The sequence below is a fragment of the Hymenobacter sp. HD11105 genome (assembly GCF_054051685.1).
On sequence record NZ_JBSWBR010000001.1, the window covers coordinates 1092301 to 1118409 of the forward strand.

A 26109-nucleotide genomic window follows, 5' to 3' on the forward strand; every position below is an offset into this window, starting at 1 on the left:
TGCTTCCCTAATTAGCTACCTTATAGCTAAAAAAAGCCCCCCAGACGAGTTCTAGGGGGCTTTTTCTATAGGCAAAAACTATACAGTCTACAGATTCAGTGCCTCGCCGGCCTCGGCTTCTCGCTCCTCGGGCGTAATCACGCGAAGCTGGACTAGCTCTACGGCACGGCGGGAGCGTTGGAGAACCCGGAACTCATAGTTATCGACAACAGCCACGTCGTTTACTTCCGGGATATTGCCGTAAATCATGTTGAGCAAACCGCCTACTGTTTCGTAGTCGTCGCCTTCGGGCAGGGGATAAGGAAGGTACTCGTTAGCGTCGGAAATGGCGGTAGAGGTATTCACCCGATACTCATCGGCCGATACTTTTTCTACCACGGGCACCTCGTTATCATACTCGTCCTGAATCTCACCTACTAGCTCCTCGATTATATCTTCGATGGTGACGATGCCCGATACGCCGCCAAACTCATCCGACACAATAGCAATGTGCATGTGCTTGCGTTGAAACTGACGCAGCAAGCGGTTGATTTTCTTGGTTTCGGGCACGAAGTAGGCGGGCCGCATGATCTTGGCTAGCTCCACCGACTCACTGCGCCGAATAAGCTGAAGCAAGTCTTTCACGTACAGCACCCCCACGATATTATCGATGGAGCCTTCGTACACCGGAATGCGAGAGTAGCCCTCGCTGTACACCGTTTCTAATACTTGATCCTGGGGGGCATTTACATCGATGGCAGCAATCTTAGTGCGAGGCACCATGATCTGCTTTACCATCCGGTCGTTGAACTGAAAGACGTTTTCAATCAGCTCGTGCTCCGAGTCCTGAATCTCACCGCTTTGCTTGCTTTGGTCGAGCAGCATGCGTAGCTCCTCGGCTGTATGCACCTCCGAGCCGTGAATGGGCGTAACCCCAATGAGTTTTAGGAAAAAATTGGAAAGCCCATTGAGCACCCAGATAAAGGGGCGGAAAATAAAGTAGAAGAACTGCATAGGCAGCGCCACAAACAAGCTAACCGACTCGGGGCGCTGTATCGCCAGCGACTTAGGCGCCAGCTCGCCGAAGACGATGTGCAGGACAGTAATGACGGCGAATGAGGTTGGCAGCGCGATGCGGTGTGCCAGCGCCGGATCGGCCTGGAAGCCGACAAGCTCCATGAGCGCAATGATAATCTGCGAAACGACGCCCTCGCCAATCCAGCCCAAGCCCAGTGAAGCCAAGGTGATACCTAGCTGAGTAGCAGACAAATACGCGTCCAGGTGGGCCAGAATGCCTTGCGTTACCTTCGCAAAGCGGTTGCCCTCTTGCGCCTTCAAGTCTATCTGAGAGGCACGCACCTTGACGATAGCAAATTCGGCAGCTACGAAAAACCCATTTGCTAACACCAGCAAAATGGTAAGAAGAATATTTAAAGCCATAATGTCGGAAACTTCGGCTCACGCGGCCAAGTCGCCTTTATAACTACAAAAGTACGAGATTCCGTCCAAGCGGTTCTAGCTAAGATAACAATGCGGGGCTAGGGGGGTAAATTGGCAGTAATACAAGCCCCGAGCAACCCTGGTCACGCAAGTGTGACACTTCCTGACGAACTTTGTTTGCCTTGGAACTGATTATCACCTTATGCTGCCCTCTCGAATTTTATTTTCCCTGCTGTTGCTGTTGCTCGCCGGCGCGAGTGCCTGGGCGCAGGTGCTCACCCCTACCAAGCTCTCCACCACTATCAGCCAGCCAACGGCTAAGGTAGGCGACGAAATTGAGCTGATCGTGAACGCCCGTATGAGCGACACTTGGCATCTTTACGCCACCGATTTCGACCCCGATCTTGGTCCAACAGTTTTTGCGTTCACATTTCCAAAAAGCGACGCCTACGCAGTAGTGGGCAAGCCGAAGTCGATAGGAGCCAAAAAGAAGTATGACGACGTATTTGGAGGCGACATAACTTATTTCGACAAGACCGGCCAGATTCGCCAGCGTATTAAGCTATTGCAGCCCGGCGCACTCACCATCAAAGCCGACGTAGAATACCAGACTTGCACGGATGTTGACGGTCGCTGTATTCCTGGTGAGGAAACGCTCACCTTCGGCCCTATCGAAGTAGCGGCTGGCCCAGCTGGAACTGGTGCCGTAGCGCCACCAGCTACTACACAAGCCAATACAGCTACAACTGCAACTCCCACTCCCGGTAAAGCTGCGTCGTCTTCTCTAACCGCCGAAACAGCACCTTCAGAACCGACTGCCACTACAGCAGCTACGACAACCCAAGCGGCAGCCGCCGCGCCCGCCGTTACGGTGGCGCCCGCTACAGCTGCAACAGCCGGCGGCTCTGGCACGGGAAGCCTGTGGGGGTTTGGCGTGCTGGCCTTCTTCTCTGGTTTGGCCGCCCTGATCACGCCCTGCGTGTTTCCTATGGTGCCCATGACGGTTTCTTTCTTCACCGGCGGCACCGACAGCCGGGCGCGGGGCATCTTGAAGGCCCTAGTCTACGGACTGTCGATTATCCTGATTTACACGATCATCGGTGTCATCGTAGCGCGCCTGCTGGGGGAAGATGGGCCTAATTTTATGGCAACTCATTGGCTGCCCAACCTGATATTCTTCGCCGTGTTCGTAGTGTTTGGCCTGTCGTTCTTGGGGCTATTTGAAATCACGCTGCCTAATTCGCTGGTGAATAAAGCCGATGCGCAGGCCGATAAGGGCGGTTGGCTGGGCGTGTTTTTCATGGCTTTCACGCTGGTTTTGGTGTCATTTTCCTGCACTGGTCCTATCGTGGCTACGGTGCTGGGGCTGGCCGCTCGCGGCGAAACGATTATGCCGGTAGTAGGCATGTTTGGATTTTCATTGGCTTTCGCCTTGCCGTTTACACTGTTTGCTGTCTTTCCTTCCTGGCTCAAAAGCCTGCCTCGCTCTGGTGGCTGGCTGAACACCGTGAAAGTGGTGCTAGGCTTTGTGGAGCTGATGCTGGCTCTGAAATTCCTGAGCATGGCCGATTTGGCCTACCACTGGGGCTTGCTCAACCGCGACGTGTACTTAGTGCTCTGGATTGTGCTGTCGGCTTTGCTAGGGCTATATCTGCTGGGCAAATTCAAGCTTTCCCACGATAGCGAACTCACACACCTAAGTGTGCCGCGTCTGTTGCTGGCGGTGCTGGCCTTCAGCTTTATGACTTATCTGGTGCCCGGCTTGTTTGGTGCGCCCTTGCCGCTGCTAGCTGGGTATTTGCCTCCCCAATCCAACCGCGACTTCACGTTGGCCGCACCGGGGGGCGTTTCAGGGGTGCCAGCTACTACAGTCGCTAATCAATTATGTGAGCCGCCACGTCATGCGGGGTTTTTGGAGTTGCCGCACGGCCTACAAGGCTATTTCGATCTGGAGCAAGCGAAGCGGTGCGCCATTGCCCAGAAAAAGCCCATTTTCATCGACTTCACTGGCCATGCCTGCGTGAATTGTCGCAAAATGGAAGCTACGGTGTGGAGCGATCCGCAGGTGCTTAAGCGCCTGCGCGAAGATTATATCGTAGTAGCGCTGTACGTAGACGACAAGCAGGAACTGCCCCAAAGCGAATGGTACACCTCCAAACGTGACAACAAACAAAAAACCACGTTAGGTAAGCAAAACGCCGATTTTCAAATAGTAGAATATGGCGTAAATGCCCAGCCCTACTACGTATTGCTCAATGCCGAAGTCGGCAACCAGCCGCTGGTACCGCCTATTGCCTACGAGCCGGATGTCACGAGCTTCGTTCAGTTTTTGGATGCTGGCCTAGCCCAGTATCGTCGGCAGGCGCAGCCCATGGCCGCTCGATAAAGATGAGCGTAGGCCGAACTTGTGTGTCGTAAAGAATTTGCGCACTAAAAAAGCCCCCCAGGTAATTCCTGGGGGGCTTTTTTAGTATTTAGGTTTTAGAAAAGTTGGCTGGACGAAAAATAAAGAAGGCTGCACCCACCCAGATGCAGCCTCTCAATTAAGAACGTACCCACCCAGATACGTTCCGGTACTTCCCTTCCCACTTATATTCCCCAATCAGCTGTAGAAGGAGGGCTCGAACCTCCACAGAGTAGTTAGCCGGCCGCCGGACCAGTTTTTCCCGAATCTCTACCCCCGAGAGAGGAGGGCATGTCTACCAATTCCATCATCCTACAAGATGCTCAACCACCTTTCGTGTTTGATTATGACAAATGTAGTAGAAGCTTCCGAAAAGTAAAAATATGGTAAGCTTTTGCAATAAAATTTACACTATTTTTAATAAATAAGTATTTTTGTTGCAATGTACTAAATGAAAGACCCCAAAAATGGCTCGTGATTACGAACTTGACGATGTAGACCGCAAGATTCTCGCTCTACTCATCGCTGACGCGAAAATGCCCTACACCGAAATTGCCCGCAAGGTGCATGTGTCTGGCGGTACGGTGCACGTACGCATGGCCCGCATGGAGGAGCTGGGTATTGTGCTAGGCTCTACCTTACGCGTTGACTATCAGAAGTTAGGCTATGGAGTCAGCGCCTTCCTAGGAATCTATTTGACCAAAAGCTCGGTCTCGGATAGCGTAGCTAAGCTGCTCAGTAAGATTCCTGAGGTCATCAGCATTCACTACACTACCGGCAACTACGGCTTCTTCGCCCGCATTGTGTGCCGCGATACCCAGCACCTGCGCGACGTGCTCCACGATCAAATTCAGCTTATCGAAGGCATCGAGCGCACCGAAACGCTTATCTCGTTGGAGGAAAACCTGAACCGGTCTATCCAGTTACTTTAGGCTTGATAAGGAGCCAGCTACACAACGTATAGGAGACTTGAGAATTGGATTGATCCTTGCGCAATGACACGTAGTAGCTATATTTAGCAGGTACGTTTTTCACTTCGCCGTTCTCCGTGCGTATGAAAGCATTTTTATTTACTGTGTTGTTAGCCGGGTGCCTTTCGCTACCCGAAAGTGGCTGGGCACAAACACTGCCAGCCGTTTATTTGAATGCCCAAGACGAGGAAACGGTGCCCGACAGCGCCACGCATTATCGGGTCGTTGACCTGATCAGCGACACCGAATTCGGCGTCCGTGAATATTCTTTGGTAGGCACTCTGTTGCTGCGCGGCACGCTCACTGCCATTGAGCCGCCAGTGCGCAATGGCTTATTTACCTGGCTGTACCCCACAGGCGCTAAAGCCAGCCAAGTGCATTTTCGCGACAATAAGGCGCAGGGGCTTTTTGTGGCCTGGTACGAAGATGGGCGCGTACGCAGCCGCGGTGAGTACGAGCTGGGCCGGCGTGTGGGGCCTTGGCTGACTGTGCACCGCAACGGGCAAAAGCGCTCCGAAGGGCGCTACCAAAAAGGCCAGCCCCACGGCGAGTGGCGCTACTACTACGATACGGGCCAGCTTAGCGCCATCGAGCGCCTGTACGCGGGCCGCACACTTAGCCTCACGTACTACCTCCCTGATGGAGCCGCGCTAACCGGTACATCGCGAAAACGGCAACCGCCGGAGTTTCCGGGTGGCGACGCAGCATTATTGCGCCACCTCGACCAAACGACGGTATACCCGAAGGAAGCACGTCGCCGCAATCTGACCGGACAGGTGTTTGTGAATTACACTGTGGGTGAAGATGGGCGGGTAAGCGACGTACGCGTGGTGCGAGGCCTGTCACCCGAGCTCGACAATGAAGCTCGGCGTGTAGTAACCAATCTGCCTGCTTTCCGGCCGGGCCGAGAGTATAACTTACCCACCGCCATGACCTTCACGGTGGCTATCAACTTCACGCCTAGCTTTACGCTCTTTGGCAACTCACTCCCGCCCCAGGCTCCGCCCACGGAAGCGCGAGCCAGCAACCCCGACGCAAACTTCTAGCTGCTTTACCAGAAAGAATTTCAATAAAAAAGCCCCCCAGACCTAGTCTGGGGGGCTTTTTTATATAAAAATATGCTTAAGCTACAGTTACTTGAGCGTCTAGCTTTTGGGCCAACACATGCTTCGGCACGGCACCTACTTGCTTATCCACGATCTGGCCATTTTTAAACACGAGCAGCGTCGGGATGCTGCGAATGCCAAACTTGGCGGATGTTTGCGGGTTAGAATCAACGTCAACTTTGCCGATAATAACACGGCCTTCGTACTCGCCGGCCAGTTCCTCCACTACGGGGCCTACCATGCGGCACGGACCACACCACTCGGCCCAGAAATCCACGAGCACGGGCTTATCGGAGTTGATTATTTCTTCAAAATTAGAATCGGTGATTTCAATTGCTTTGTGTCCCATGATAGTAGGGGTTGAATGGTGTAGTTATCTGAGTGCTTACGAGCAAACGGGCCGCAAGGTAGCAGATTGGAGTTCAACAAGCCGCACGCCGGAAAGTTCAGTTTAGGCGATGGGCTATATTCTAGAATCTGCTTCGAGCATTTTTGAGGCTATTAAATCAGCTGACAAGCTTCAATCTCCATTTCCCGCATCTTCCGAATAAATTCCTTGGGCTCGATGCGGTAGCGGCGGGAATACGTATCAACCACCAGATGCTCGTGGGGCTCCGCGAATTTGATTTCGAGCTTTTTGGAGCCTGCGCAGCCTTCCACTGCCTCCATAAAGCGGTCCATAAAGGGTTCGGTGATGGTGCGCAGGTCGAGCTGCACGCGCACGCCGTTAGAGAGCTTCTCGGCCACGTTGAACAGGGGCTCCATGGTCAGAACCTTGAATTCGAACTGGTCGGAGTCGCGGAAACGTTGCTGGTACTTGCCCCGGATATACATGGGCGGCACCTGCTCTTTGTCGTAGTTGCGGGGGTTAATTAGGCCCGAGAACTTGCTGTAGTCGTCGCGGAACAGAGCCAAATTGAGCGTCGATTCGTAGTCTTCTATGTTGAAGCTGACGAAGGGCTGCCCGGTTTTGGTGGTCTTGAACAACACGTTAGAAATCAGACCAGCTACGGTGATGTCGCGGTTTTTGTAGCTCTCAATCTTATCCAGTCCGCAGGTGCAATAAGAATCGATTTCGAGCTTGAAGTCGTCGAGCGGGTGGCCGGAGAGGTAGAAGCCTACCACTTCCTTTTCGCGGCGCAGCTTCTCGGTGGGGCTCCAGGGCTCCAGGTCCTGAATCTTGGGCATGGGAATAGACATCATGTCACCGCCCCCGCCAAACAGGCTCTGCTGGGCCGATTCCTTAGCGGCTTGATGCTGCTGGCCCACTTTCATTGCCTTCTCGATTAGATTTTGGTCACCAGAAGGCGCTTCAATGAACTGGCGACGGTGGTAGCGCTCAAACGAGTCGAAAGCGCCGGCCTGGGCCATGCTTTCGAAAGTTTTCTTGTTCACGGCCCGCAGATTTACCCGGCGCGAGAAGTCGAAAATGTCTTGGTAAGGTCCCGCTTTTTCGCGCTCCCGCACGATTTCCTCTACGGCTGCTTCACCCGCGCCTTTCACGGCCGCCATGCCAAAGCGAATCTGACCCTTGTTGTTCACGTTGAACTTCAAGATGGATTCATTTACGTCGGGGCCCAGTACGGCTACGCCTTGCTTGCGGGCTTCTTCGATAAAGAAGGTTACTTTCTTGATGTCACCCATGTTGTTGGTGAGCACGGCAGCCATGTACTCGGCTGGGTAATGGGCCTTGAGGTAGCCGGTCTGGTAGGCCACCACCGAGTAGGCGGCGGAGTGGGAGCGGTTGAAGCCGTAGGCCGCAAATTTCTCCATCACGTCGAACACCTCGTTGGCTTTTTTTGCCACGATGCCATGCAGCTTTTTGGCGCCTTCGCAGAATTTCTCCCGCTCCATGGCCATCTTCTTCATGTCCTTCTTACCCATGGCCCGGCGCAGCAAGTCGGCGCCGCCTAGGGAGTATCCGGCCAGAATCTGGGCCGTCTGCATGATCTGCTCCTGGTACACCATGATGCCCTGGGAGTAGTTCAGAATGGGCTCCAGCAACTCGTGGGGGTAGTCAACCGTTTCGCGCCCGTGCTTACGGTTGATGAAGTTCGGGATGAACTGCATCGGGCCCGGCCGATAGAGGGCGTTCATGGCAATCAGGTCCTCAATGTTGGTGGGCTTGAGGTCCTTGAGGTACATGCGCATACCTTCCGACTCGAACTGGAACGTGCCGATGGTGTCGCCGCGCTGGTAGAGCTCGTAGGTTTTCTGATCGTCGATCGGAATCTCGTCGATGTCGATCTTGACGCCGTGGTTGCGCTCAATTAGGTTGATGGCGTCCACGATAATCGTGAGCGTTTTCAGGCCCAAGAAGTCCATCTTGAGCATACCGGCACTCTCAATCACCTTGCCGTCGAACTGCGTTACGAGCAGGTCGGAGTCTTTGGAGGTAGAGACCGGAATGTACTTGGTGATGTCGTCTGGGGCGATGATGACGCCGGCGGCGTGAATGCCAGTATTGCGCACGGAGCCTTCCAGACGCTCGGCTAGGCGCAGGATCTGTCCGCGCAGGTTGTCGGGCGCCTCGTCGCGGCGGATCATGTCCAGCTCCTGGTTTTCGGCAAAGGCCTTGGCCAGGGTGGTACCGACTTGCTCGGGGACCATTTTTGCCAGATCGTTGGTCTGGGGCAGGGGCAGTTCCATGGCTCGGGCCACGTCCTTGATACTGGACTTGGCGGCCATGGTACCGAAGGTGATAATCTGGGCCACCTGGTTCTTGCCGTACTTATCTACCACATAGTCAATGACTTTCTGACGGTTCACGTCGTCGAAGTCAATGTCAATATCGGGCATCGACACACGCTCTGGGTTCAGGAAGCGCTCGAACAGCAGAGAATACTTAATCGGGTCGATGTTGGTGATGCCGATGCAGTACGCCACGGCCGAGCCCGCTGCCGAGCCCCGGCCCGGACCTACGGCTACGCCAATGTTGCGGCCGTGGTTGATAAAGTCCTGGGTAATAAGGAAGTAACCCGCAAAGCCCATGGTTTCAATCACGCGCAGCTCATAATCAAGGCGTTCCTCGATTTCGGCTGTCCGTACGGAGTAGCGCGGCTTAGGACCCTCAAAAGCGCCTTTAAACGTGAGGAAGCGCAGGAAGGCGTCGGCGGTAGGGTGCTCGGGGGGGAGCGGAAAGTTGGGCAGCAGAATGTCGCGTTGGAGCTTTGGCGGCGTGATCTTGTCAACGATTTCGTTCGTGTTATCCAAGGACTCCGGCACGTCGTGAAACAGCGCGGCCATTTCGGCCTGGGTCTTGAAGTAGAAATTATCGTTGGGGAAGCCGAAGCGGGAGCGGGGCTTGGGCAGCTGCATCTCTTCGTCGATACGCATAAGCTGGCGGCGCACATGGTCGTCGCTGCTGGCTAGCGGTCTAAGCTGATCGAGGTGGTTGTAATGCACCTTATTGTCCTGCGAGATCAGCCGGAAGTACTTGGTCTGGAAATCGCCAACCGGAATGCTGTGCTCCTCGCCGGTGTTCACGCATAGCAGCAGGTCGTGGGGGGCAAAATCTTGCTGATCTACGTAGTGGGAATCGTTGGTGCAGATAACCTTGACGTTATACTTCAGCGCCCAGCGCAGCAAGATCTGGTTTAGGTCTTCCTGACTTTTGCCCGTGTTATCAATGTTCTCAATGCCGTGGCGCTGAATCTCGATGTAGTAGTCGTCGCCGAACACATCGAGCCACCATTTCAGCTTTTCTTCGGCCTCCGACTCGGTTTTCCAGAGCAGGGTTTGGGGAATTTCGGCGCCAATGCAGCAGCTCGTCGCAATCAGGCCCTCGTGGTATTGCAGCAGCAGCTCCTTATCGATGCGGGGGTACTTGGAATACACGCCCTCAATAAAGCTCATGGAGCAGAGCTTGGCTAGGTTGTGGTAGCCGGCCTGGTCCTTGGCCAGCAGCAGCTGGTGGTGGCGCACGTCGCGCTCGCCTTTTTCCCGGCTGAAGCTCTTTTTGTGGCGGTCTTCTACTAAGTAAAATTCGCAGCCTACGATGGGCTTCACGTTGTATTTATTGGCCTCGGCCACGAAGTTGAAGGCGCCGAACATATTGCCGTGGTCGGTGAGGGCGACGGCGGGCATGCCGTCTTCCTGCGCCTTTTTCATGAGCTTCGCAATGCTGGCCTGCCCGTCGAGCAGAGAGTATTGGGTGTGGCAGTGAAGGTGGGAAAACGTAGGCATGGCAAGTATTTTAAGCGAACAAGAATCTAGTAAAGATACCCAAGCCCGCCCGGAGTTGGAAGATAAAAGAGCCCTTCGGCTGATAATCAGCTAGATAAAAATGCCCCCCAGCCAACCCCACCATGACCCCCTAGCGTATAGATTCTAACTAAAGAGACGTTAAGCATGTTGGCATAGCTAACTTGCCCCCTCGGGACCTTACAACCCGGACTTCCTTTGGACGCCTGACACCTACTAAAGTATATGAAAGCTTTACCCGCCGTCCTTACCGACCCGGTTTATCAAAAACCTGCTGCCTACTCCTGGCTGGAAACTCAGCTCCTGAAGGTGTGCCAGGATGAGCGCGATTTGCCCTTCGCCCGCCTTCTGTTCAACATCACGCTTACGCTCATCCCACTGGCTATTCTGCTTTACATCCCTGGCCTGCCCAACGGGCTGTGGTGGGCGGCAGCCGTGCTGTATCATTTTCTAAACAACGTCACTTTCAAAGGTCCTTTTGGTCTGATGCTGCATTGCGTATGCCACCGGCCCCTGTTCAAGAAACAGCACGACTGGCTGAATATGTGCATTCCGTGGGTGATTGGGCCGTTCTTCGGGCAGACACCAGAGACGTATTATACCCACCACATGGGTATGCACCACGCCGAAAACAACATGCCCGAAGACACTAGCTCCACCATGAGCTACCAGCGTGATTCGTTTTTTGGGTTTTTGCAGTACCTGGGTGACTTCGTCACCGTTGGTATTTTCCGTTTGCTTTCTTACTTCGACCGCAAAAAGAAAAAGAAGTTTTATTTCAAATCGATTCGGGGCGAGGTGGCGTTTTTTGCCTGGTGCATTGGCATGAGCTTCGTGAATTTCCCTGCTACGTTCGCGGTGTTTATTCTGCCCTTCATCATCTCGCGGGTGGTAATGATGCTCGGCAACTGGACTCAGCATGCCTTTGTGAACCCCATCGACCCGGCCAATGCCTATCATAACAGCGTAACGTGCCTGAACACCAAGTACAACCACAAGTGCTGGAACGACGGCTACCACACTAGCCACCATGTACGGCCTGCCCTGCACTGGACCGAGCACCCCAACCATTTCCTGAAAACGTTGCCCAAATACGTGCAAAACGACGCTATCGTGTTTGAGGGCATCCATTGGCTCCACCTCTTTGCTTGGCTCATGACCAAGCGCTACGACCTGATGGCTAAGCACTTCGTGAACGTAGGCGACCGGTATAAGAATGATGATGAGATTGTTGAAATGCTGAAATCGCGGACGGCTCGCTTTTCTGAAGAAGCTACATTAGCGTACAACTAAGCACAGCTTTGCTCTTATTTAAAAACCAAAAAGGACGGCGCTAAGCCGTCCTTTTTGGTTAAAATCGTTTCTGCGAAAAGCTACTTCGCGGCCCGAATTGTCAGGACTTCGCCGGGCCGTACGTTGAAATCAGGCTTATTATTCCATTCCATAATCTGCTTGATGGTAACGCCGTACTTGCGCGAAATAGCGTACATCGACTCGCCCGCCGCGACGATGTGCTGCACTGGGCTGTTCACTGCGGGCGTGGTAGCTGCAGGTTTGGCAGCGGCCGGCGCCGGCTTTGGCGTCGTTGGAAGCGTGGCTGGAGCGGTTGGCTTTGGACTTGCAGCCGCTGCTGCGGTCGGTGGGGTCACGCGGAGTACCTGGCCCAGATCAAGCGCAGCGCTGGGGGACAAATTATTCCAGGCTGCTAAGTCGGCGGGGCGTACGCCGTAGCGCCGGGCTACGCTGTACAGCGACTCACTTTTTTGCACTACGTGCTGACCACTGGCAGGCACGGATTCTACGGCAGTAGAAGCAGGGACCGGTGTAGGGGCGGGAGTGACGCGCACCGGCGCAGGCGTGGCAGCTGTCGGGGCCGAAGCTGGCTGGGCCGGTGCCGTTTTGGCGGGGGCTACTTTAGACGAAGCAGGCAAATCACGCAATACAACCTGACCAGGATTTTTCACCACCAGGTCAGCGTTATCAGTTTCAGGGGTGTCAGTGGCAGCCCGGCGAGAGGTGTCCTGCGGTTCAGCTGCCGTCGTAGATTGAGTGTCTTGTGGGGATGATTGATCTATAGTTGAGACAGCCGGCTTGGTAAGCGCTGGTTTCGATGCCTGCGCTTTCTTAACTGTATCAGGGGCAGCCGTGGGGGGCAAATCTTCCTCAGCTGGTTGAGCAGCCGGCGCTGGAGTAGGCGTGGCTGCCACTATAGCTGGAGTATCCTCTATCGTTTCTTCCTCTTCCTCCGTTACGGGGCTTGGCACCGGCTGGCTGCTAGCGGGCTCGGCAGGTGCTTTCTTACCCGGCAAAAGGATGCGGCGCTGAGTAGGAGCAGGCTGTGAAGTAGACGTTGATGCCGTTGGAGCCGTACCACCGCTGCTCACTGGGCGCTCGAAAGCGGCCATAGCCCGGCTGTCCTGGCTGTCCACGTATTCCACGGCCACTTCGCGCGGGCGGGTAAATTGTAGCCAAAGCATGCGTCCGGGTCGAAGCTCTTCGTTGCGGCGCATACGGTTTTTGGCCAGAATAGCCTGAGTGCGTACGCCGTATTTCTGCCCTACCGTGGTTACTGTTTCGCCCGGCTGAGCTATGTGGTACTGCACCGAGGACTTATCACGCTTTTTCTGCACGAAATAAGGCTGGCCGACCACAATGTTGTCGAAGGCATACAAATCATTGTACTGCATGAAGCGGCGCATCTTCAAATTAGCGCGGCGTGCCAGACTTTCCTTGGTATCGCCGGGCAGGGCTACAATGGCGCGCAAGCCGTTGATACGCACGAAATCAGCGTTTTCGGGGTCGATTTCGGGCTGGGTGAGGAGCTGGCCAGCCGTGGCCGTGCGCTGCTGAGCGAGCAAAGCGGTGCGCTGTAGCTCATCAGTAATGGGCACCAGCACCGTGTAGGCTTTGCCCGCCGGCACGGTGCTGCCAGGCAGCAGCCAGTGGTTGTGGCGAGCCAGTTCGGCGGGGTCCGTTTGCAGCGTTTCAGCTAGCGAAGCTAACTGCTGACCGGGCTGCACTGGAAACTCCTGCAGCAGCATGGGCGGCTGCGGATTTTGGCCCACGGCGGGCTCGTAGGCTACTTTGTGCGCCAGAAAGGTGAGAATATATGGGTGGGTTTTTTCGGAAATCTCCATTTCCGTCGCGTCCACATCGGTGGGCAGCGTGTAGGGCTTGGTGCCCGTCAGGCCGAGGTTGTAGCTGAGCAGGGTATTTACCCAATTGCGAAACGTGGCATTGTTGCGCTTGAAATAAGCCGCCGCCCCGCGCGAGGAAGCCACAATGTGCTTGCGCTCGTCCACAATTCCGTCTACCTGCACGCCCAGTTCCGTCGCCGACTCGCGCTTAAACTGCCAATAGCCCACCGCGTCGTGAATAGATTGAGCTTCGCCCTGCAAACCACTTTCCTGCAACGCCAGGTATCGAAAATCGAGCGGAATTCCCTCGGCCTGAAACGTGCGGTCAATCAGTGGAAAATACGCGTCAGCTAAGTCGACGCGGGCCTGAAATGAAGGCTGGTAGCGACGCAGGGCATCCACTTTTTGCTGCACTGCCTGTCGGCCACCATTTGTCAGGCGAAGGCGCATGCCTCCAAAAGCAAGCTCGGAAGGCACCGTTACGCTTTGAGCACCCGCCAGCAGGGGCAGGACCCATAAGAGTAGCAGAAGTATTCTTTTGTTCATCAGATAAGTAGATAACACGATCAGTAACGCTCGGCTACGGAGTTTATCTTACAAAGAAGGCAAATCTGTGGCGAAAATATGTCGTTGCCTTCTCTCAGTAGCCCTTCGCAACCCGGCTGGAAGACACGAAAAAGCCCCCAACAGCCATCGGCCAATGGGGGTTTTTCGTTGTTGACTAAGGTTTAGCGTGGAGAACCTGCATCGCCGGCCGGACCGCGGCGTTCCGGCCGCTCGCCGGCGCCACCAGTGTTGCCAGTGCCGCTCCGTAGGTTGTAGGTAAACATCACCATGAAGTAGCGCCGCAGAATATCCGTGCGGGTGTCCTCGATGAAGGCTTCCGTCACGTTGCGCTGAATGCTGCGGTTCTGACCTAGTATATCGAAGGCATACAGGCGAATCTCACCGCGCTGCTTTTCAAATATTTTCTTGCCTATGCTGGCATTCCAGAGAGCGTATTGCTGGTTGAAACCCTGCGCTAGGCCGCCATTATAGCGGTGGGTGAGGTCGGTTTGCAGCGTAAAGCCATTTCCCACAATCCAGTTGAAGCGCAGTTGGCTATTCTGGGTAAAGTAGTTGGTATTCAGTTGGGTGCGGGCGGTGTTGCGGGCTCGGCTAAAGTTAGAGTTGGACGACACCGTAAAGTCCAGCCGCTCGCTGATGTTGCTGCTCACTACCGCGCCCAAGCCCAAAGTAGGTGTCTGCGAGTAGTTGACTACATCGTTGATCAGGCCGGGTGTGCGGCTGTAGCCGGCCGTGGCGTTTAGGTTTATATTGGATTTGATAAAGCCCACCGGCAAGCCATAGCTGAGCACACCACGAAAATTGTACTGCTGCCCCAGGTTGATGGGGCGCGTTAATTGCCCCCCAGCGGGTAAGCGCACCACGCCACCATTCAGCTCCAACTCTCTGTCTTCGGTGGCAATAAGGGTGCTGTTGGTGATGTAGTTATCGGTGAAGTTACCGAGCAGGAGCGCAAAAAACGTAGTCGATTTTTCGGGCTTGGCCGCTGAGTAGCGGATAGTAGCCGAGTGCTGGGTTTGCTGTTCCAAGGCCGGGTTGCCGGTGGTGAGCTGTAAGGGGTTGGCGTTGTTCACGACTTCCTGCAACTGCCCGATGGAGGGCGGCGGCGTGCTGGAACGGTAGAAAAAGCGCAGATTCTTCTCCTTGGAGAAGTTGTAGCGCACCATGGCGTTGGGCAGGAAGTTGTAAAACGAGCGGTTTAGGCTGGTAGTCAGCGGAAACTCCTGGTCGCTACTCAAATCAGCTTTTTGACCCGTCGCACCGACCATTACCTGCAAGTCTTTCGTTTGGTGGCGAAAGCTCACGCCCAAGCCTTGGGTCAGGTAGGTATTGGTGAATACGTTGCTCAGCGCAGGGTTTAGCTCGGCATACTCCCCGATGTCATCCACGAAATCGAAGGTGCGCTTGTCGGAGTCGTTGGGGGCGTAGGCCAGCGTGTAGTTGAACTGCAACAAGTCTTGCTTGCTCAGCGGCTCGGTGTATTCTAGGCGCGTGCCCAGGTTCCAGCCACTCTGATCCAGGGCCGAGAACTGATTAAGCGAATCGGATTCGGATAGAGTGCGCAGGTTGTGATCGCCCTCGCGCTGATTGTAGTTGACGTTTGCATTGACAGACATTGTGCGGCCGCGCTTGCTGAAACGGTGGCGGTAGAGCAGGTCGTTGCTGGAGTTGAGGCCCGTGAGGCCGGAGCGGTAGGCGCTGAGCACATTGCTGCTCCCCAGGCCATCGGCGGCGGTAAAGCCGTTCAGATTGTTGTTGCCTCTGTTTTGCTGCAAAGACAGGCGCGGCCGAAATAAGATCGAATTAGCCGAATCGATTTGGTGCTCCAGACGCAGATTGAAGCGGTGGTTGATATTGCGGCTGGTCGTTCGGGCATTTTCGGTATAAGTTTGATTTGCCGCCCCATCCGAAAGCGCAAACTGCCGAAATAGGTTGGTATTGGCCTGATTCTCTGACAAATTGAAGAAATAGCTGCCCGTCACCTGGGTTTTTTTCTTCCACACATCCGAGTAGTTAAGGCCGATGGCGTGGGTAGTCGAGATGCCACCGCTGGGGCTCACCAGGAAGTCGCCGGTGTTGTTGCCGCCTCCGCCGGGGCCACCGCCACCAGGACGACCCCCGCCGCCGGGCCGGCCACCACCTCCGCGGTTGCCGCCGCCACCCCCGCCGCCCGAGCTACTAGTTACGCCCAGCAGGTCGTCGGTGGCAAAGTTTTGCTCGTTTATGTTGTTAGACTGGGCGACTACCGAAAAGCGCCGGTCGCCTTCGAAGGAGTTGTAGTTACCGCTCACGCGGTAGCGCTCGTCGCCCGCGCCGGCCACAAAGCGCCCAAATTGCCCCGTCCGAAAGGCGGGCTTGGTCACGATGTTGATGGTTTTTTCGGTGTTGCCGTCGTTGAAGCCCGAGAACTGCGATTGCTCGCTCTGCCGGTCCAGCACCTGAATCTTGTCAATCATCTCAGCCGGAATGTTCTTCAGCACTGCATCCGGGTCGTCGCCGAAGAAGGGCTTACCGTCGACGAGTACGCGCTGCACATTTTCGCCTTGGGCCTGCACCCGACCATCCTGCACCGTTACGCCGGGCATTTTGGTGATGAGGTCCTGGGCATTGGCGTCGGGGTTAGTTTTGTAAGCGCGGGCATTGAACTCGGCCGTGTCGCCCTTCTGTACAGCGGCGGCAGCGCGGCCGGTTACCTCCACTTCTCGCAGTTTTATCTGGCTAGAGCCTAGTAAAATGGCCCCCAGCGCTACTGGCGCCGATGCTACCGTAAAGGGTCGGCGCTGGGTTTGGTAGCTGACAAAGGAAACGGTGAGCAGGTAGCGGCCAGGTGCCACTTCAGCAAACGCGAAATTGCCCCCCGCATCGGTAGCTACGCCTTGCTTCACGGAGTCGGGGAGACGGATGAGCAGCACGTTGGCGCCCGGCAGCCCAGACTGGTCGGTGGCGTCCAGCACGCGGCCGCTTACAGGTTGGTTTTGGGCGAAGGCCGAAGTGGCAGCAAAGGTCAGGCAGAAGCCAAACAGCAGGCGTAGCGCCTTTTTCATACACGAAAGATCAGGGTACTGTGGGCGTAGACGCCTGGTTTTCGGCAGGGTTTAATCTGGCGTGCCAAGGAAAGTGAATCTTTTTGGCTTTGTTGCGGTTTACTGTCGCCTATTATGGATCAAAAAAGCCCCCCAGCGTAAGGTTGGGGGGCTTTTTTGATGCCTTATAAAATATTGTCAAATCTTGCGTAGCAGCAGCAAACCATCGCGCAGGGGCAAAAAAACGTTTTCTACCCGCGAGTCAGCCTGAATCTTGGCGTTAAAGGCCCGGACGGCTTGCGTGTCTTTATCGGCGGACTTTATGGGGTAGGAGGGCAGAGCTTTATCACCCCAAAGCACATTGTCGATCAATAAAAAGCCTCCTGGCCGCACCTGATTAATGACAAGCTCGAAGTACACGTCGTTATTAATCTTATCGGCGTCAATAAACACCAAGTCCCAAGTTTCGGTGAGGGAGGGGAGCACCTGGCGGGCATCACCAATATGCAGGTGAATTCGGTCAGTAAGGCCGGCGGCGGCCACGTAGCGCCGGATTCGGCTTTCCAACTCGGGGTTAAATTCAATGGTGTGTAGCTCGCCGTCGGGCAGTAATCCTTCGGCTAGGGATAAGGCCGAGTAGCCCGTGAAAGTGCCGATTTCGAGCACGCGCCGGGGCCGCACCATGTGGCTGATCATGCTCAGCAGGCGCCCCTGCAAATGGCCAGACAGCATACGCGGCGCCAGCACCTGCACGTGGGTTTCGCGATTCAACTGCCGCAATAGTTCCGGCTCGGGCGTGGTGTGGGCCTCGGCGTAGGCGTGGCGTTCGTTGTCGGGGGTCACAGCTGAGGCTACTTGTGGGCGAGGTTGTGAGCAATTTCGCGCTTAAGGGCGCGGGCGGCTTTGGCTTGCTCGGAGGGTTGAAAATAGCGCCGCATGATAAGCGCCGTAATTAATTGTGCTAAGCAGAATGCGCTAATGCCCGTCACGATGAGGGTAATAATAACTCCCCGCCAAAATGTTTCCTGTATGAGTACGAAAGCTAGCCAGAGCACGAACGTGAGGATACCATTCATAGTCCAGAATAGGCGCCGGATCTTGCCGGTGGCTTTCACTAAGCGGGGCTGCGCGGGCAGCTTCCACACAAACCAGGCAATGGCTGCTAAGCCAATAACGGAGGAAATATATTGCAGCCAGCGGTAAAGAGTTAACGGGCCCACGCGCAATTTTAACAGCTCAAGGTCTACTGTAATGAGGCTGTCGTTGTGCGTAAACGCATCCCAGAAGATATGCGATAAGCTGCCCACCAAAATGCCCAGCACAAGCCGGGAGCTCCAGAGGTTACGCATAGGCCAAGATTCCTCGGCTAGCCGGCCCAGCCGGGCGCGTAAAAATAACGGCAGACAGCGCACTAAAGGTCGTTTTACTACCCCATGAAACAGGCCTGCAATGAGCAGACAAATAGGCAGATCGAACCAGAATAGTCCCGCCCACGTGTGCCCGTAGTGGCCATAAGCCCGTAAGCGCAGAAAATACTCAATATCGGGGGCCATGCTGCCAAGCACTAAACCCGTCATAGATAGCCACCGACGGGTTCGAAATAGAAAAGGCAGCACGATAGCTGGATGCGAAAGAGTAAAGGGCATAAAGAAGATACGCTAATAATAAGTCGCTAGTATAGAAGTACCTACTTAGTTAGGTGCGATGAAGTTGGGCTTCGAGGTAGCTTCTCCAGCCGAAATCGCCAGACTTGGTGGCCCGATTTGCCCGTTTCCTGCCAATAGCTTGTAATGCGATAAAGGCCATCGTAACGAAAAAAATGCCCCCCAGCCTCCGCAACGCGGCGCGTTACACGCACAGGCAACTGCTCGGTATAGCTGCGGACCAACTCTAGGTTGGCGCCCGTCAGGGTTTGATCCGCTACCTGCTCGCCCGAGGCACCGCTGCGCCCACCTTGGCCCGTGTAGACAATAACGTGGCCGTGGTCTTCGTCGTCCTCATACATCCCAGACAGCACGATGGACTCGGCGCCTACGCCACTCCGGGCTCCTATGCCCGCCCGCGTCGGCCGGTGAACCCCAGCAGCACTTAGCTCTAACCGATTTAAAAACTCGTGACCTTCCCGAATACCAGGAAGGTCACCAAATACGCTAGTCTGCTTTGCCATTCTTGCTGCTATTCCGGCACGTATTGCAGCACGCTTAGGTTGTCGTCGTGCAGCACATCATTCGCCAGCTCGCACAATTCGGTAGCAGTAATGCGGCGAATACGGTCGAAAATCTCGGTGAGGGGCTCTACGCGGCCTAGGTCGAGGGTGCTTTTGCCCAATAGCTGCATCAGGCCGCTGTTGCTTTCTTCCGACATGGCTAGCTGGCCCATAAGCTGCTCTTTGGCCGTGTGTAGCTGCAAGGAGCCCAGCGGCTTTTCGCGCAGGGTCTTTAGCTCTTTCTGCACCAACGCCACCGTGCGTTTCACTTGCTTTTTCTCGGTGCCGAAATAAATGCCGAACAAGCCCGTGTCGGTATAGGGAGAATACGTGGCATCGATGGTGTACACGAGGCCATATTTCTCCCGCACACCTAGGTTGAGGCGCGAGTTCATGCCGGGGCCGCCAAGTATATTGGTCAACATGAAAAACGGGATGCGGCGCGGATCCTCGATAGGGTAGGCCGGCCCGCCGATAAGGCAGTGAGCCTGGGTTATCGGCTTGCGCTCCAGTTGATCGACGCGCTGATAAGAGGAAAACGGCGTGCGGGGCCGCGGGCCTAAACGAGCGGGTAGCGGGGCCAAGTACTTCTCGGCCAAGCGCTTAACTTCCGTAAACGGCAGATTGCTCACCGAGCTAAACACCAGCCGGTCGGTGCGGATGTTGTCGGCCAGAAACTGCCGAAAATCCTGCTGCTGAAAGCTCGATACGCTCTGGCGGGTACCCAGAATATTGTGGCCCAAGGCATGATTGCCGAAGATAACGGCGTCGAAATCATCGATGATAGCATCTTCGGGCGCATCGTGGTACATGGCCATTTCTTCCAGAATCACGCCGCGCTCCTTCTCAATTTCACGCTCCGGGAATACAGAATGAAAGGTCAGATCGGTGAGCAGCTCGAAGGCACGCTCAAAGTGCGTGCTGAGCAGGGAAGCGTAGAAGCAGATTTTCTCCTTGGTGGTATAGGCATTCAATTCGCCCCCCACGGTTTCGAGGCGGTTGAGAATATGGAAGGAACGGCGTTTTTCCGTGCCTTTAAAAGCCATGTGCTCCCAGAAGTGAGCCAGGCCTAGTTGATGTTGGTCTTCATCGCGCGAGCCAATGTCGAGCAGAAAGCCACAATGCGCGATTTTGGTGTGTAGTACTTGTTTATGTAACACGCGAATGCCGTTGGGCAGCTCGTGCAAATCGTAATCGGCCATGTAGAAGGACTTGGAGTCGTAAGAACGGACGGGAAACAGGTGGCTGCGGCAGGCAGTCATCGGGTTTCCCTGCGGTTAATAACCAGCTTTTGTCCTGACTGGTTTCCGGCTTTGGTGCTGGTGGTGGAAAGAGCGCAAAGGTACAAAAAAAGCCCCCCACAACCGGCCGCCGTTCCGGCGCTAGTGTTGTGCGGCCGCCCAATCTTCAGCCTCCGTCAAGGCGTCGATCAATTGCTGAGTACGAATACCGTGGGCACAGTAAAAATGGCCTAGGGGGCATTTTCGGTAACCATGCAGGCCACAAGGCTGGCACGGCAGCTCTTCCTCTATCTGCACTACCCGTGAAAAAGGGCTCAGCGGCCCAAACCCAAAGAATGGCACTGTAGAGCAGAAAATGGCGCAGGTAGGCGCGCCCACCGACGAGCACAAGTGCATGGGCGCCGAGTCGTTGACGTAGTTAAGCACCGCTCCGCGCATAAGGGCCGCCGAAGCCAACAACGACAGCTCCCCAGCCAGATTCACGACGCCAGCCCGGCCACTAGTCTGGCGTAGCCGCTCACAGGTGGCGCGGTCAGGGGGCGCACCGAGCAGGTATACCTGGTAATGAGCAGGCAGAGCGTTTAACAGCTTTATCCATTGCTCCTCTGGAAACTGCTTGGTGAACCACACCGACGTAGGTGCGATGCACAAATAAGGCCCCTGCGCTGTGTATTGAGCCACCGCAGCTTCGTCGGCGGGGGTAGGAAAGAGGCGGGGCGGCGTGAGGGGCGCCTCGGCCCTAGGATTGAGCAGGTGCAGGTTGCGAGTTACCTCATGAACACCCTGACCCATGACGTGGGGCGTAACTTGGGTAAACGCAAAGGAAAAGGGGTTTTTATCAAAGCCAATCCGCTCCGGCGCCCCCGAAAAGGCAGTCAGCAGGCCCGTAGAAGCAAAACGCTGCAAGGTGATGACCCGGGCATAGTCGCCAGCCCGGATGATGCCCAGCAGGCGCCATAAGTCGCGGTACTTGTGACCTTTTTTGTCCCACACCAGCACGTCGCGCACATGAGGATGCTGCTCTATTAAGGCCTCGTTGCCCTTGCGCACCAAAAAATCGACGGGTGTATTAGGCTCAGTTTGCCGCAGGCGCTCCAGCAAAGCGGTGGCCAGGATGACATCGCCAATAAAAGCGGTTTGGATCAGCAGAACGGCGCGGCGCGGCAGCGGCTGGGGCGGCATCAGAAGCGTTAGAGGCGAAAAGAGCGGGGGGCGAAAATAGCCAACCTGCCTTTGGATACAAGATAAACAAGCCCAGCGGGGGGCATATTTTTGGTTTTAGAGTAATAACACTAAGCAGCCTGCATAAAGTGCAGTCAAAACAGACAGCATCTATTACACAAAGCTGCTACTCAGAAATCGGTAAAACGAAGCAGTGCAAAAGGCTTGGCTCACGTGCTGCTCTGCCTCAATTTGGTGGCTGCACCTAGTGAAAGCTAGGTGAATTACGTTACCACGGGCAGCACATTTTAGCGTCGGTCTTATCCTCATTCTCCTAACTTGCAACCGCGCCCTTCCGCGTCATTCTTTCCTCCCCACCTAGTCCATTCCATGCGTTACGGCCCTATCGACCCCCAGCTTTTCATTCAAAATCGCCGCAATTTCGTCCAGCACTTGCTGCCGGCATCCATGGCTATCTTTCACGCCAACGATATCATGCCTACCAATGCGGATGGCACCATGGCGTTTCGGCAAAACAGCGACCTGTTTTACCTGTCTGGGGTAGATCAGGAAGAATCTATTCTGCTTCTATTCCCCGACGCTACGCTCCCTCAGCACCGCGAAATCCTCTTTTTGAAGGAAACAAGCGAGCTTATTTTGATTTGGGAAGGCTATAAACTCACTAAAGACGAGGCCCGCGCCAACTCCGGCACCCCCACTATTCTGTGGCTCAATAGCTTCCCACAGGTACTGCACGCCCTCATGAACGAGGCTGAGAATATCTACCTCAATACCAATGAGCACATTCGGGCGGTGGTGGAAGTGGAAACTCGCGACGCCCGCTTCATCAAAGACATAAAAGCGAAGTACCCCCTGCACCAGTACCGCCGGGCTGCGCCCATTATGCACCAGCTGCGGGCCATCAAGGGCAAGGAAGAAATCCGGCTGATGCGCGAGGCCGCGACAATCACGGAAAAGGCTTTCCGACGTTTGCTGGGCTTCGTGCGGCCGGGTGTGTGGGAGTACGAGATTGAAGCTGAGATTCTGCACGAGTTTGTGCGCAATCGCTCGCGCGGGCCGGCTTACGGCAGCATCATCGCCTCGGGCGCTAGTGCTTGCATTCTGCACTACGTGAGCAACGACCGTCAGTGCCAGGATGGGGAGGTATTGCTGCTTGACTTTGGGGCCGAGTTCGGTAACTACGCCGCCGACCTTTCGCGCAGCCTGCCAGTGAATGGTACCTTCACCAAGCGGCAGCGCAACGTGTATGAGGCCGTGCTGGCCGTCATGAAGTTTGCTACTTCTCACCTAGTAGCGGGCAATAATATTGAAGAATACCACGCAGCTGTGGGTCGGCAGATGGAGCAGGAGCTGATAAAGCTGGACTTGCTCAACGAAGCCGACGTGCGCAATCAGGATCCGGCCGCGCCGCTTTACAAGAAATACTTCATGCACGGCACCTCCCATTATCTGGGCCTCGACGTGCACGATGTGGGGGCCAAATACCGCACGTTTGAGCCCGGTATGGTGTACACGTGTGAGCCCGGAATCTACATTCCGGAGGAAGGGCTGGGTATCCGGCTCGAAAACGATATTCTCATCACGCGCAGCCAGCCCGAAGATTTGATGGAGTCTATTCCGCTGGAAGTGGAAGACATTGAACGTCTCATGCGCGGCTAAGCTCGCGGGTGGCGTAACAGCAAGCTGCTAGTAATTCAGAAAAAGGGGCGTTCCATCTGGGAGCGTCCCTTTTTTGGGGTTTAAAAGATATGTAAACAGTTTTTTTGAAAATTAAAAAAGATAAATATTCCTTTGCAGCCCCAAACGCAACCCTGAAAATCAGGCGCAAACGCTGTTTCGGGAGAAAAAAGTTCAGGAAAATGCGGTCTAATTGAACCTTAGGCAACAACCTTATTCGTAATGGAAAGTATAGGCAGTCAGTTATGGCTCTTATTCAATCCAGATTAAGCCGCTAAAACCAAAGAAAATGTTTTCACCAAACCTGTATGCTATGAGACACCTTCTAGCAAAATCTGCGGTCTTAGGCCTAGCGCTACTAGCAGCGGCTCCCGAGGGGCACGCGCAGAGCGCGGACCGCAAGACCGGCATTAGCCTTTACGGCAGCACCCTGCAATACCACGGCGACTTAGGCTCGGAGTGGTTCAAGTCCAACAAGATCGAGTACGGCGGGGGCATCACCCTGGCTCGCTACCTGACGCCGGGCATCGACATCGGCTTGTCGGCCAACTACGGGGACATGAAGTTCTCGACCAAGACGCTCAAAGCCATTGATAACCTGCCCGCCGCTATCCGCCGCTTCGACGCGAACGTGACCACGATCGGGGTGCCGGTCAAGTTCAAGCTCAACAACGGCTGGGCCCTGAAAGAGGACGCCGTGTTTGCTCCTTACTTGAGCCTGACGCCAGGTTTGATGATTGCTTCTTCTGACAAGTTCAGCAACGTAGGCGCAGGTGAGCAGTTTCTGGGCAACAAAGACCACTACGCCGCTTACCTGCAAGGCGCGGCCGGTATTGCCCTGAACTTTTCGCCCTCTTTCGGCATCTTCGTGCAGACAGGCCAGATCTATGCCCTGACTAACACGATTGACAACGTCGACGCTGGCGATCTGAATGACCGCTACTTGCAGCACTCGGCCGGTATCACCTACAACTTTGGCAAGCCCAAGGATGAGGACATGGACGGTGTGCCTGACCGCAAAGACAAGTGCCCTGGCACCCCGGCTGGTGTAGCCGTAGATGAAGCTGGTTGCCCACTCGACGGTGACGGTGACGGTGTTCCGGATTACCAAGATAAGTGCCCCACCGAGAAAGGCTTGGCTAACTTAGAAGGCTGCCCCGACCGTGACGGTGATGGTGTACGTGACTCAGAAGATGAGTGCCCAGACCAAGCTGGTACTGCTGCCCTGCGTGGCTGCCCAGATGCTGACGGCGACGGTGTAGCTGACAAGAACGATACTTGCCCAGATACTCCTGCTGGTACTCAAGTTGATGCTACGGGCTGCCCTGTAGTTCTCGATGCCGACGGTGACGGTGTAAATGACGACGTAGACAAGTGCCCCGGCACTCCAGCTGGCGCCACTGTTGACGCTAACGGTTGCCGCGTGATTGACCCTGCCTTGATGGACAAAGTTCGTCCTGTACAGTTCGAAACTAACAGCACGGTTATCCGTCGTCAATCGTATGGTACGCTCGACAACATGATCAAAATCCTTGATCAGTATCCTGAGTACAGCTTGCGCATCGCTGGTCACGCTGATAGCCGTGGTACCAACGAGTACAACCAAGCTCTGTCGGAGCGTCGTGCGGCTTCTGCCAAGCGTTACTTCACCGGCAAGAAAGTTGATCCAAACCGTGTAACTACGGTAGGCTTCGGCGAAGATCAGCCTGCTGCTCCGAACACTTCGGCTGCTGGTATGGCTAAGAACCGCCGCGTAGAATTCACCTTCGAGTTCTACATCCCAAGCCAGCCTCAGCCTTAATTGCTGATTGGCTTTAGCCCCAAAAAGCGGCGGACCTACCCGGTCCGCCGCTTTTTTTGTAGCTGGGTTTTACAGTTAATTCTAAGTTGGGTTTAAAGTCAAATCCAAAAAGCCCCCCAGAACAAGCAAGTCTGTTCTGAGGGGCTTTTCTCTATAGGTAAGAAATCTACTGATAGCCAAGGTGACTGATATGCTAGCCGCAATGCCACTACTGATTATATACAGTAAGTGGCAAATAGCACACTGAACGAGAAGTATCAGAACTGGTAATAACCTAGCCGACCGGCATTAAGAAACGAAAACGGGCGATACCGCAATCCTTGCTACTATTGACTAAGCATGATGGCGCTTGTTAGCAAAGCCTAGCAAGCCAAGTGGATTTGCAAACCTGTGTCAGATAACCAAGTAAGGGTTAAGCCGATATAGAGGTAGCAGAGCAGTAGCTAGTGGGTTCGGTAGTATCTTATTGCGCAAACAAAGAAAAGGCCTCTCAACTGCTGAGAGGCCTTTTCTTTAAACGTTTGATGGAAGTCTTATTGCGATAATTGCGACAACTCGCCAATTGCGCCAGGTAAAAACTTAACAAGTTGATCGACCTGAGCATGGGTAAAATTGCCAGAGATAGCTACCAAGGCAAAGGACTCGGGAACGGCCTCTACATTGCCAGTAGCTACCAACTCCTGCACCTTGTCGCCTTGCTGGCGGACAGCGTAGCGGTTAATAGTAGTGCTAGCCGAATCGGTGGATACGGGCAAAGGCGTGTACCGCTCACTGGCCAGCAGCCCATCGACTTCACGGTTGAGGCCCGCCGCCACGAGGCGCTGAGCACGGTCGGTGGTAGGCGTGAAGGTGAGCATACGAATCTCCCGCACTGAAGTAAGCGCCTGCGCCAAGTCATTGTTGCCGCCCATCTTGCCCAAGCGCGCCAGTAGCAAGCGGGTAGTGAAGCCCGCCGATAATGTGGTGGCCTTGAAACCAGAGCGGTTCTCGTATTTGCGAAAAAACTCCGCAACAGTGCGCGCTGGGCTTTCGGGGCCACTGGTACGGCAGCTGACGGTAAAGGTGAGGGCTAGCACGGCCAGCAGGGAGAGCAAACGGAGCTTAATAGGCATAGGGAAGAGCAGTAAGTTGGCTCCGCATACGTAGCTAAGCGTTGGCCCGTTCGGGTGGGG

Annotated in this window: 17 protein-coding genes; 6 read left to right on the top strand and 11 right to left on the bottom strand. The window is 55.0% G+C overall.

Translation table 11 applies throughout. The features are described from left to right. Positions 1–87: 87 nt before the first annotated feature. Positions 88–1419 (bottom strand): hemolysin family protein, encoded by a 1332-nt coding sequence (locus ACW9KT_RS04865; protein WP_457078240.1) that lies wholly within the window; start codon positions 1417–1419, stop codon positions 88–90. 202 nt (positions 1420–1621) lie between these two features. Here ACW9KT_RS04865 and ACW9KT_RS04870 point away from each other — a divergent pair, with 202 nt between their 5' ends. The 3 genes from ACW9KT_RS04870 to ACW9KT_RS04880 all read left to right on the top strand — a co-directional run bounded on the left by ACW9KT_RS04870 (position 1622) and on the right by ACW9KT_RS04880 (position 5840). Further along, positions 1622–3805 carry a cytochrome c biogenesis protein CcdA gene (locus ACW9KT_RS04870; protein ID WP_457078241.1) on the top strand — a complete coding sequence of 728 codons (2184 nt, stop codon included), beginning with the start codon at positions 1622–1624 and terminating at the stop codon, positions 3803–3805. A 485-nt stretch (positions 3806–4290) separates the two neighbouring features. After that, a complete protein-coding gene (locus ACW9KT_RS04875; protein ID WP_133271814.1) occupies positions 4291–4755 on the top strand; it encodes an Lrp/AsnC ligand binding domain-containing protein in 465 nt (154 codons plus the stop codon). A gap of 122 nt (positions 4756–4877) precedes the next feature. After that, complete coding sequence (locus tag ACW9KT_RS04880) at positions 4878–5840, top strand: TonB family protein (protein ID WP_457078242.1); 963 nt, start codon at positions 4878–4880, stop codon at positions 5838–5840. A gap of 76 nt (positions 5841–5916) precedes the next feature. Here the strand turns inward: ACW9KT_RS04880 and trxA are convergent, their stop codons facing one another. Beyond that, positions 5917–6249: a thioredoxin gene (gene trxA, locus ACW9KT_RS04885; protein WP_084446370.1), complete on the bottom strand. Its 333-nt coding sequence runs from the start codon at positions 6247–6249 to the stop codon at positions 5917–5919. A gap of 152 nt (positions 6250–6401) precedes the next feature. After that, entirely contained in the window at positions 6402–10085 is a 3684-nt protein-coding gene (dnaE, locus tag ACW9KT_RS04890; protein ID WP_457078243.1) for a DNA polymerase III subunit alpha, read from the bottom strand. A gap of 243 nt (positions 10086–10328) precedes the next feature. Between dnaE and ACW9KT_RS04895 the strand changes: the two genes are divergently transcribed. Beyond that, the gene (locus ACW9KT_RS04895; RefSeq protein WP_457078244.1) at positions 10329–11396 is read left to right on the top strand and encodes a fatty acid desaturase family protein; all 1068 of its coding nucleotides are present in this window, start codon (positions 10329–10331) and stop codon (positions 11394–11396) included. Positions 11397–11476: 80 nt separating this feature from the next. On the opposite strand, the gene ACW9KT_RS04900 is transcribed toward ACW9KT_RS04895, so the two are convergent. The 7 genes from ACW9KT_RS04900 to ACW9KT_RS04930 form a co-directional block, all read right to left on the bottom strand. After that, a complete protein-coding gene (locus ACW9KT_RS04900; RefSeq protein WP_457078245.1) occupies positions 11477–13786 on the bottom strand; it encodes a LysM peptidoglycan-binding domain-containing protein in 2310 nt (769 codons plus the stop codon). A gap of 182 nt (positions 13787–13968) precedes the next feature. Next, positions 13969–16851: a TonB-dependent receptor gene (locus ACW9KT_RS04905; protein ID WP_457078246.1), complete on the bottom strand. Its 2883-nt coding sequence runs from the start codon at positions 16849–16851 to the stop codon at positions 13969–13971. A gap of 177 nt (positions 16852–17028) precedes the next feature. After that, entirely contained in the window at positions 17029–17673 is a 645-nt protein-coding gene (locus tag ACW9KT_RS04910) for an O-methyltransferase (RefSeq protein ID WP_457078247.1), read from the bottom strand. An 8-nt stretch (positions 17674–17681) separates the two neighbouring features. Continuing rightward, positions 17682–18476, bottom strand: coding sequence for a DUF4184 family protein (locus ACW9KT_RS04915; protein WP_457078248.1), 795 nt, complete (start codon positions 18474–18476; stop codon positions 17682–17684). A 41-nt stretch (positions 18477–18517) separates the two neighbouring features. Next, on the bottom strand, positions 18518–18997 hold the full coding sequence (locus ACW9KT_RS04920; protein WP_457078249.1) for a YDG/SRA domain-containing protein: 480 nt from the start codon (positions 18995–18997) through the stop codon (positions 18518–18520). An 8-nt stretch (positions 18998–19005) separates the two neighbouring features. Continuing rightward, on the bottom strand, positions 19006–20238 hold the full coding sequence (locus ACW9KT_RS04925; protein ID WP_457078567.1) for a M16 family metallopeptidase: 1233 nt from the start codon (positions 20236–20238) through the stop codon (positions 19006–19008). 180 nt (positions 20239–20418) lie between these two features. Beyond that, positions 20419–21459: a glycosyltransferase family 9 protein gene (locus ACW9KT_RS04930; protein WP_457078250.1), complete on the bottom strand. Its 1041-nt coding sequence runs from the start codon at positions 21457–21459 to the stop codon at positions 20419–20421. A 369-nt stretch (positions 21460–21828) separates the two neighbouring features. Between ACW9KT_RS04930 and ACW9KT_RS04935 the strand changes: the two genes are divergently transcribed. Beyond that, a complete protein-coding gene (locus ACW9KT_RS04935; RefSeq protein ID WP_457078251.1) occupies positions 21829–23118 on the top strand; it encodes an aminopeptidase P N-terminal domain-containing protein in 1290 nt (429 codons plus the stop codon). A 331-nt stretch (positions 23119–23449) separates the two neighbouring features. Next, positions 23450–24937 (top strand): OmpA family protein, encoded by a 1488-nt coding sequence (locus ACW9KT_RS04940; RefSeq protein WP_457078252.1) that lies wholly within the window; start codon positions 23450–23452, stop codon positions 24935–24937. Positions 24938–25470: 533 nt separating this feature from the next. On the opposite strand, the gene ACW9KT_RS04945 is transcribed toward ACW9KT_RS04940, so the two are convergent. Further along, the gene (locus tag ACW9KT_RS04945; protein WP_457078253.1) at positions 25471–26049 is read right to left on the bottom strand and encodes a DUF4252 domain-containing protein; all 579 of its coding nucleotides are present in this window, start codon (positions 26047–26049) and stop codon (positions 25471–25473) included. Positions 26050–26109 lie beyond the last annotated feature (60 nt).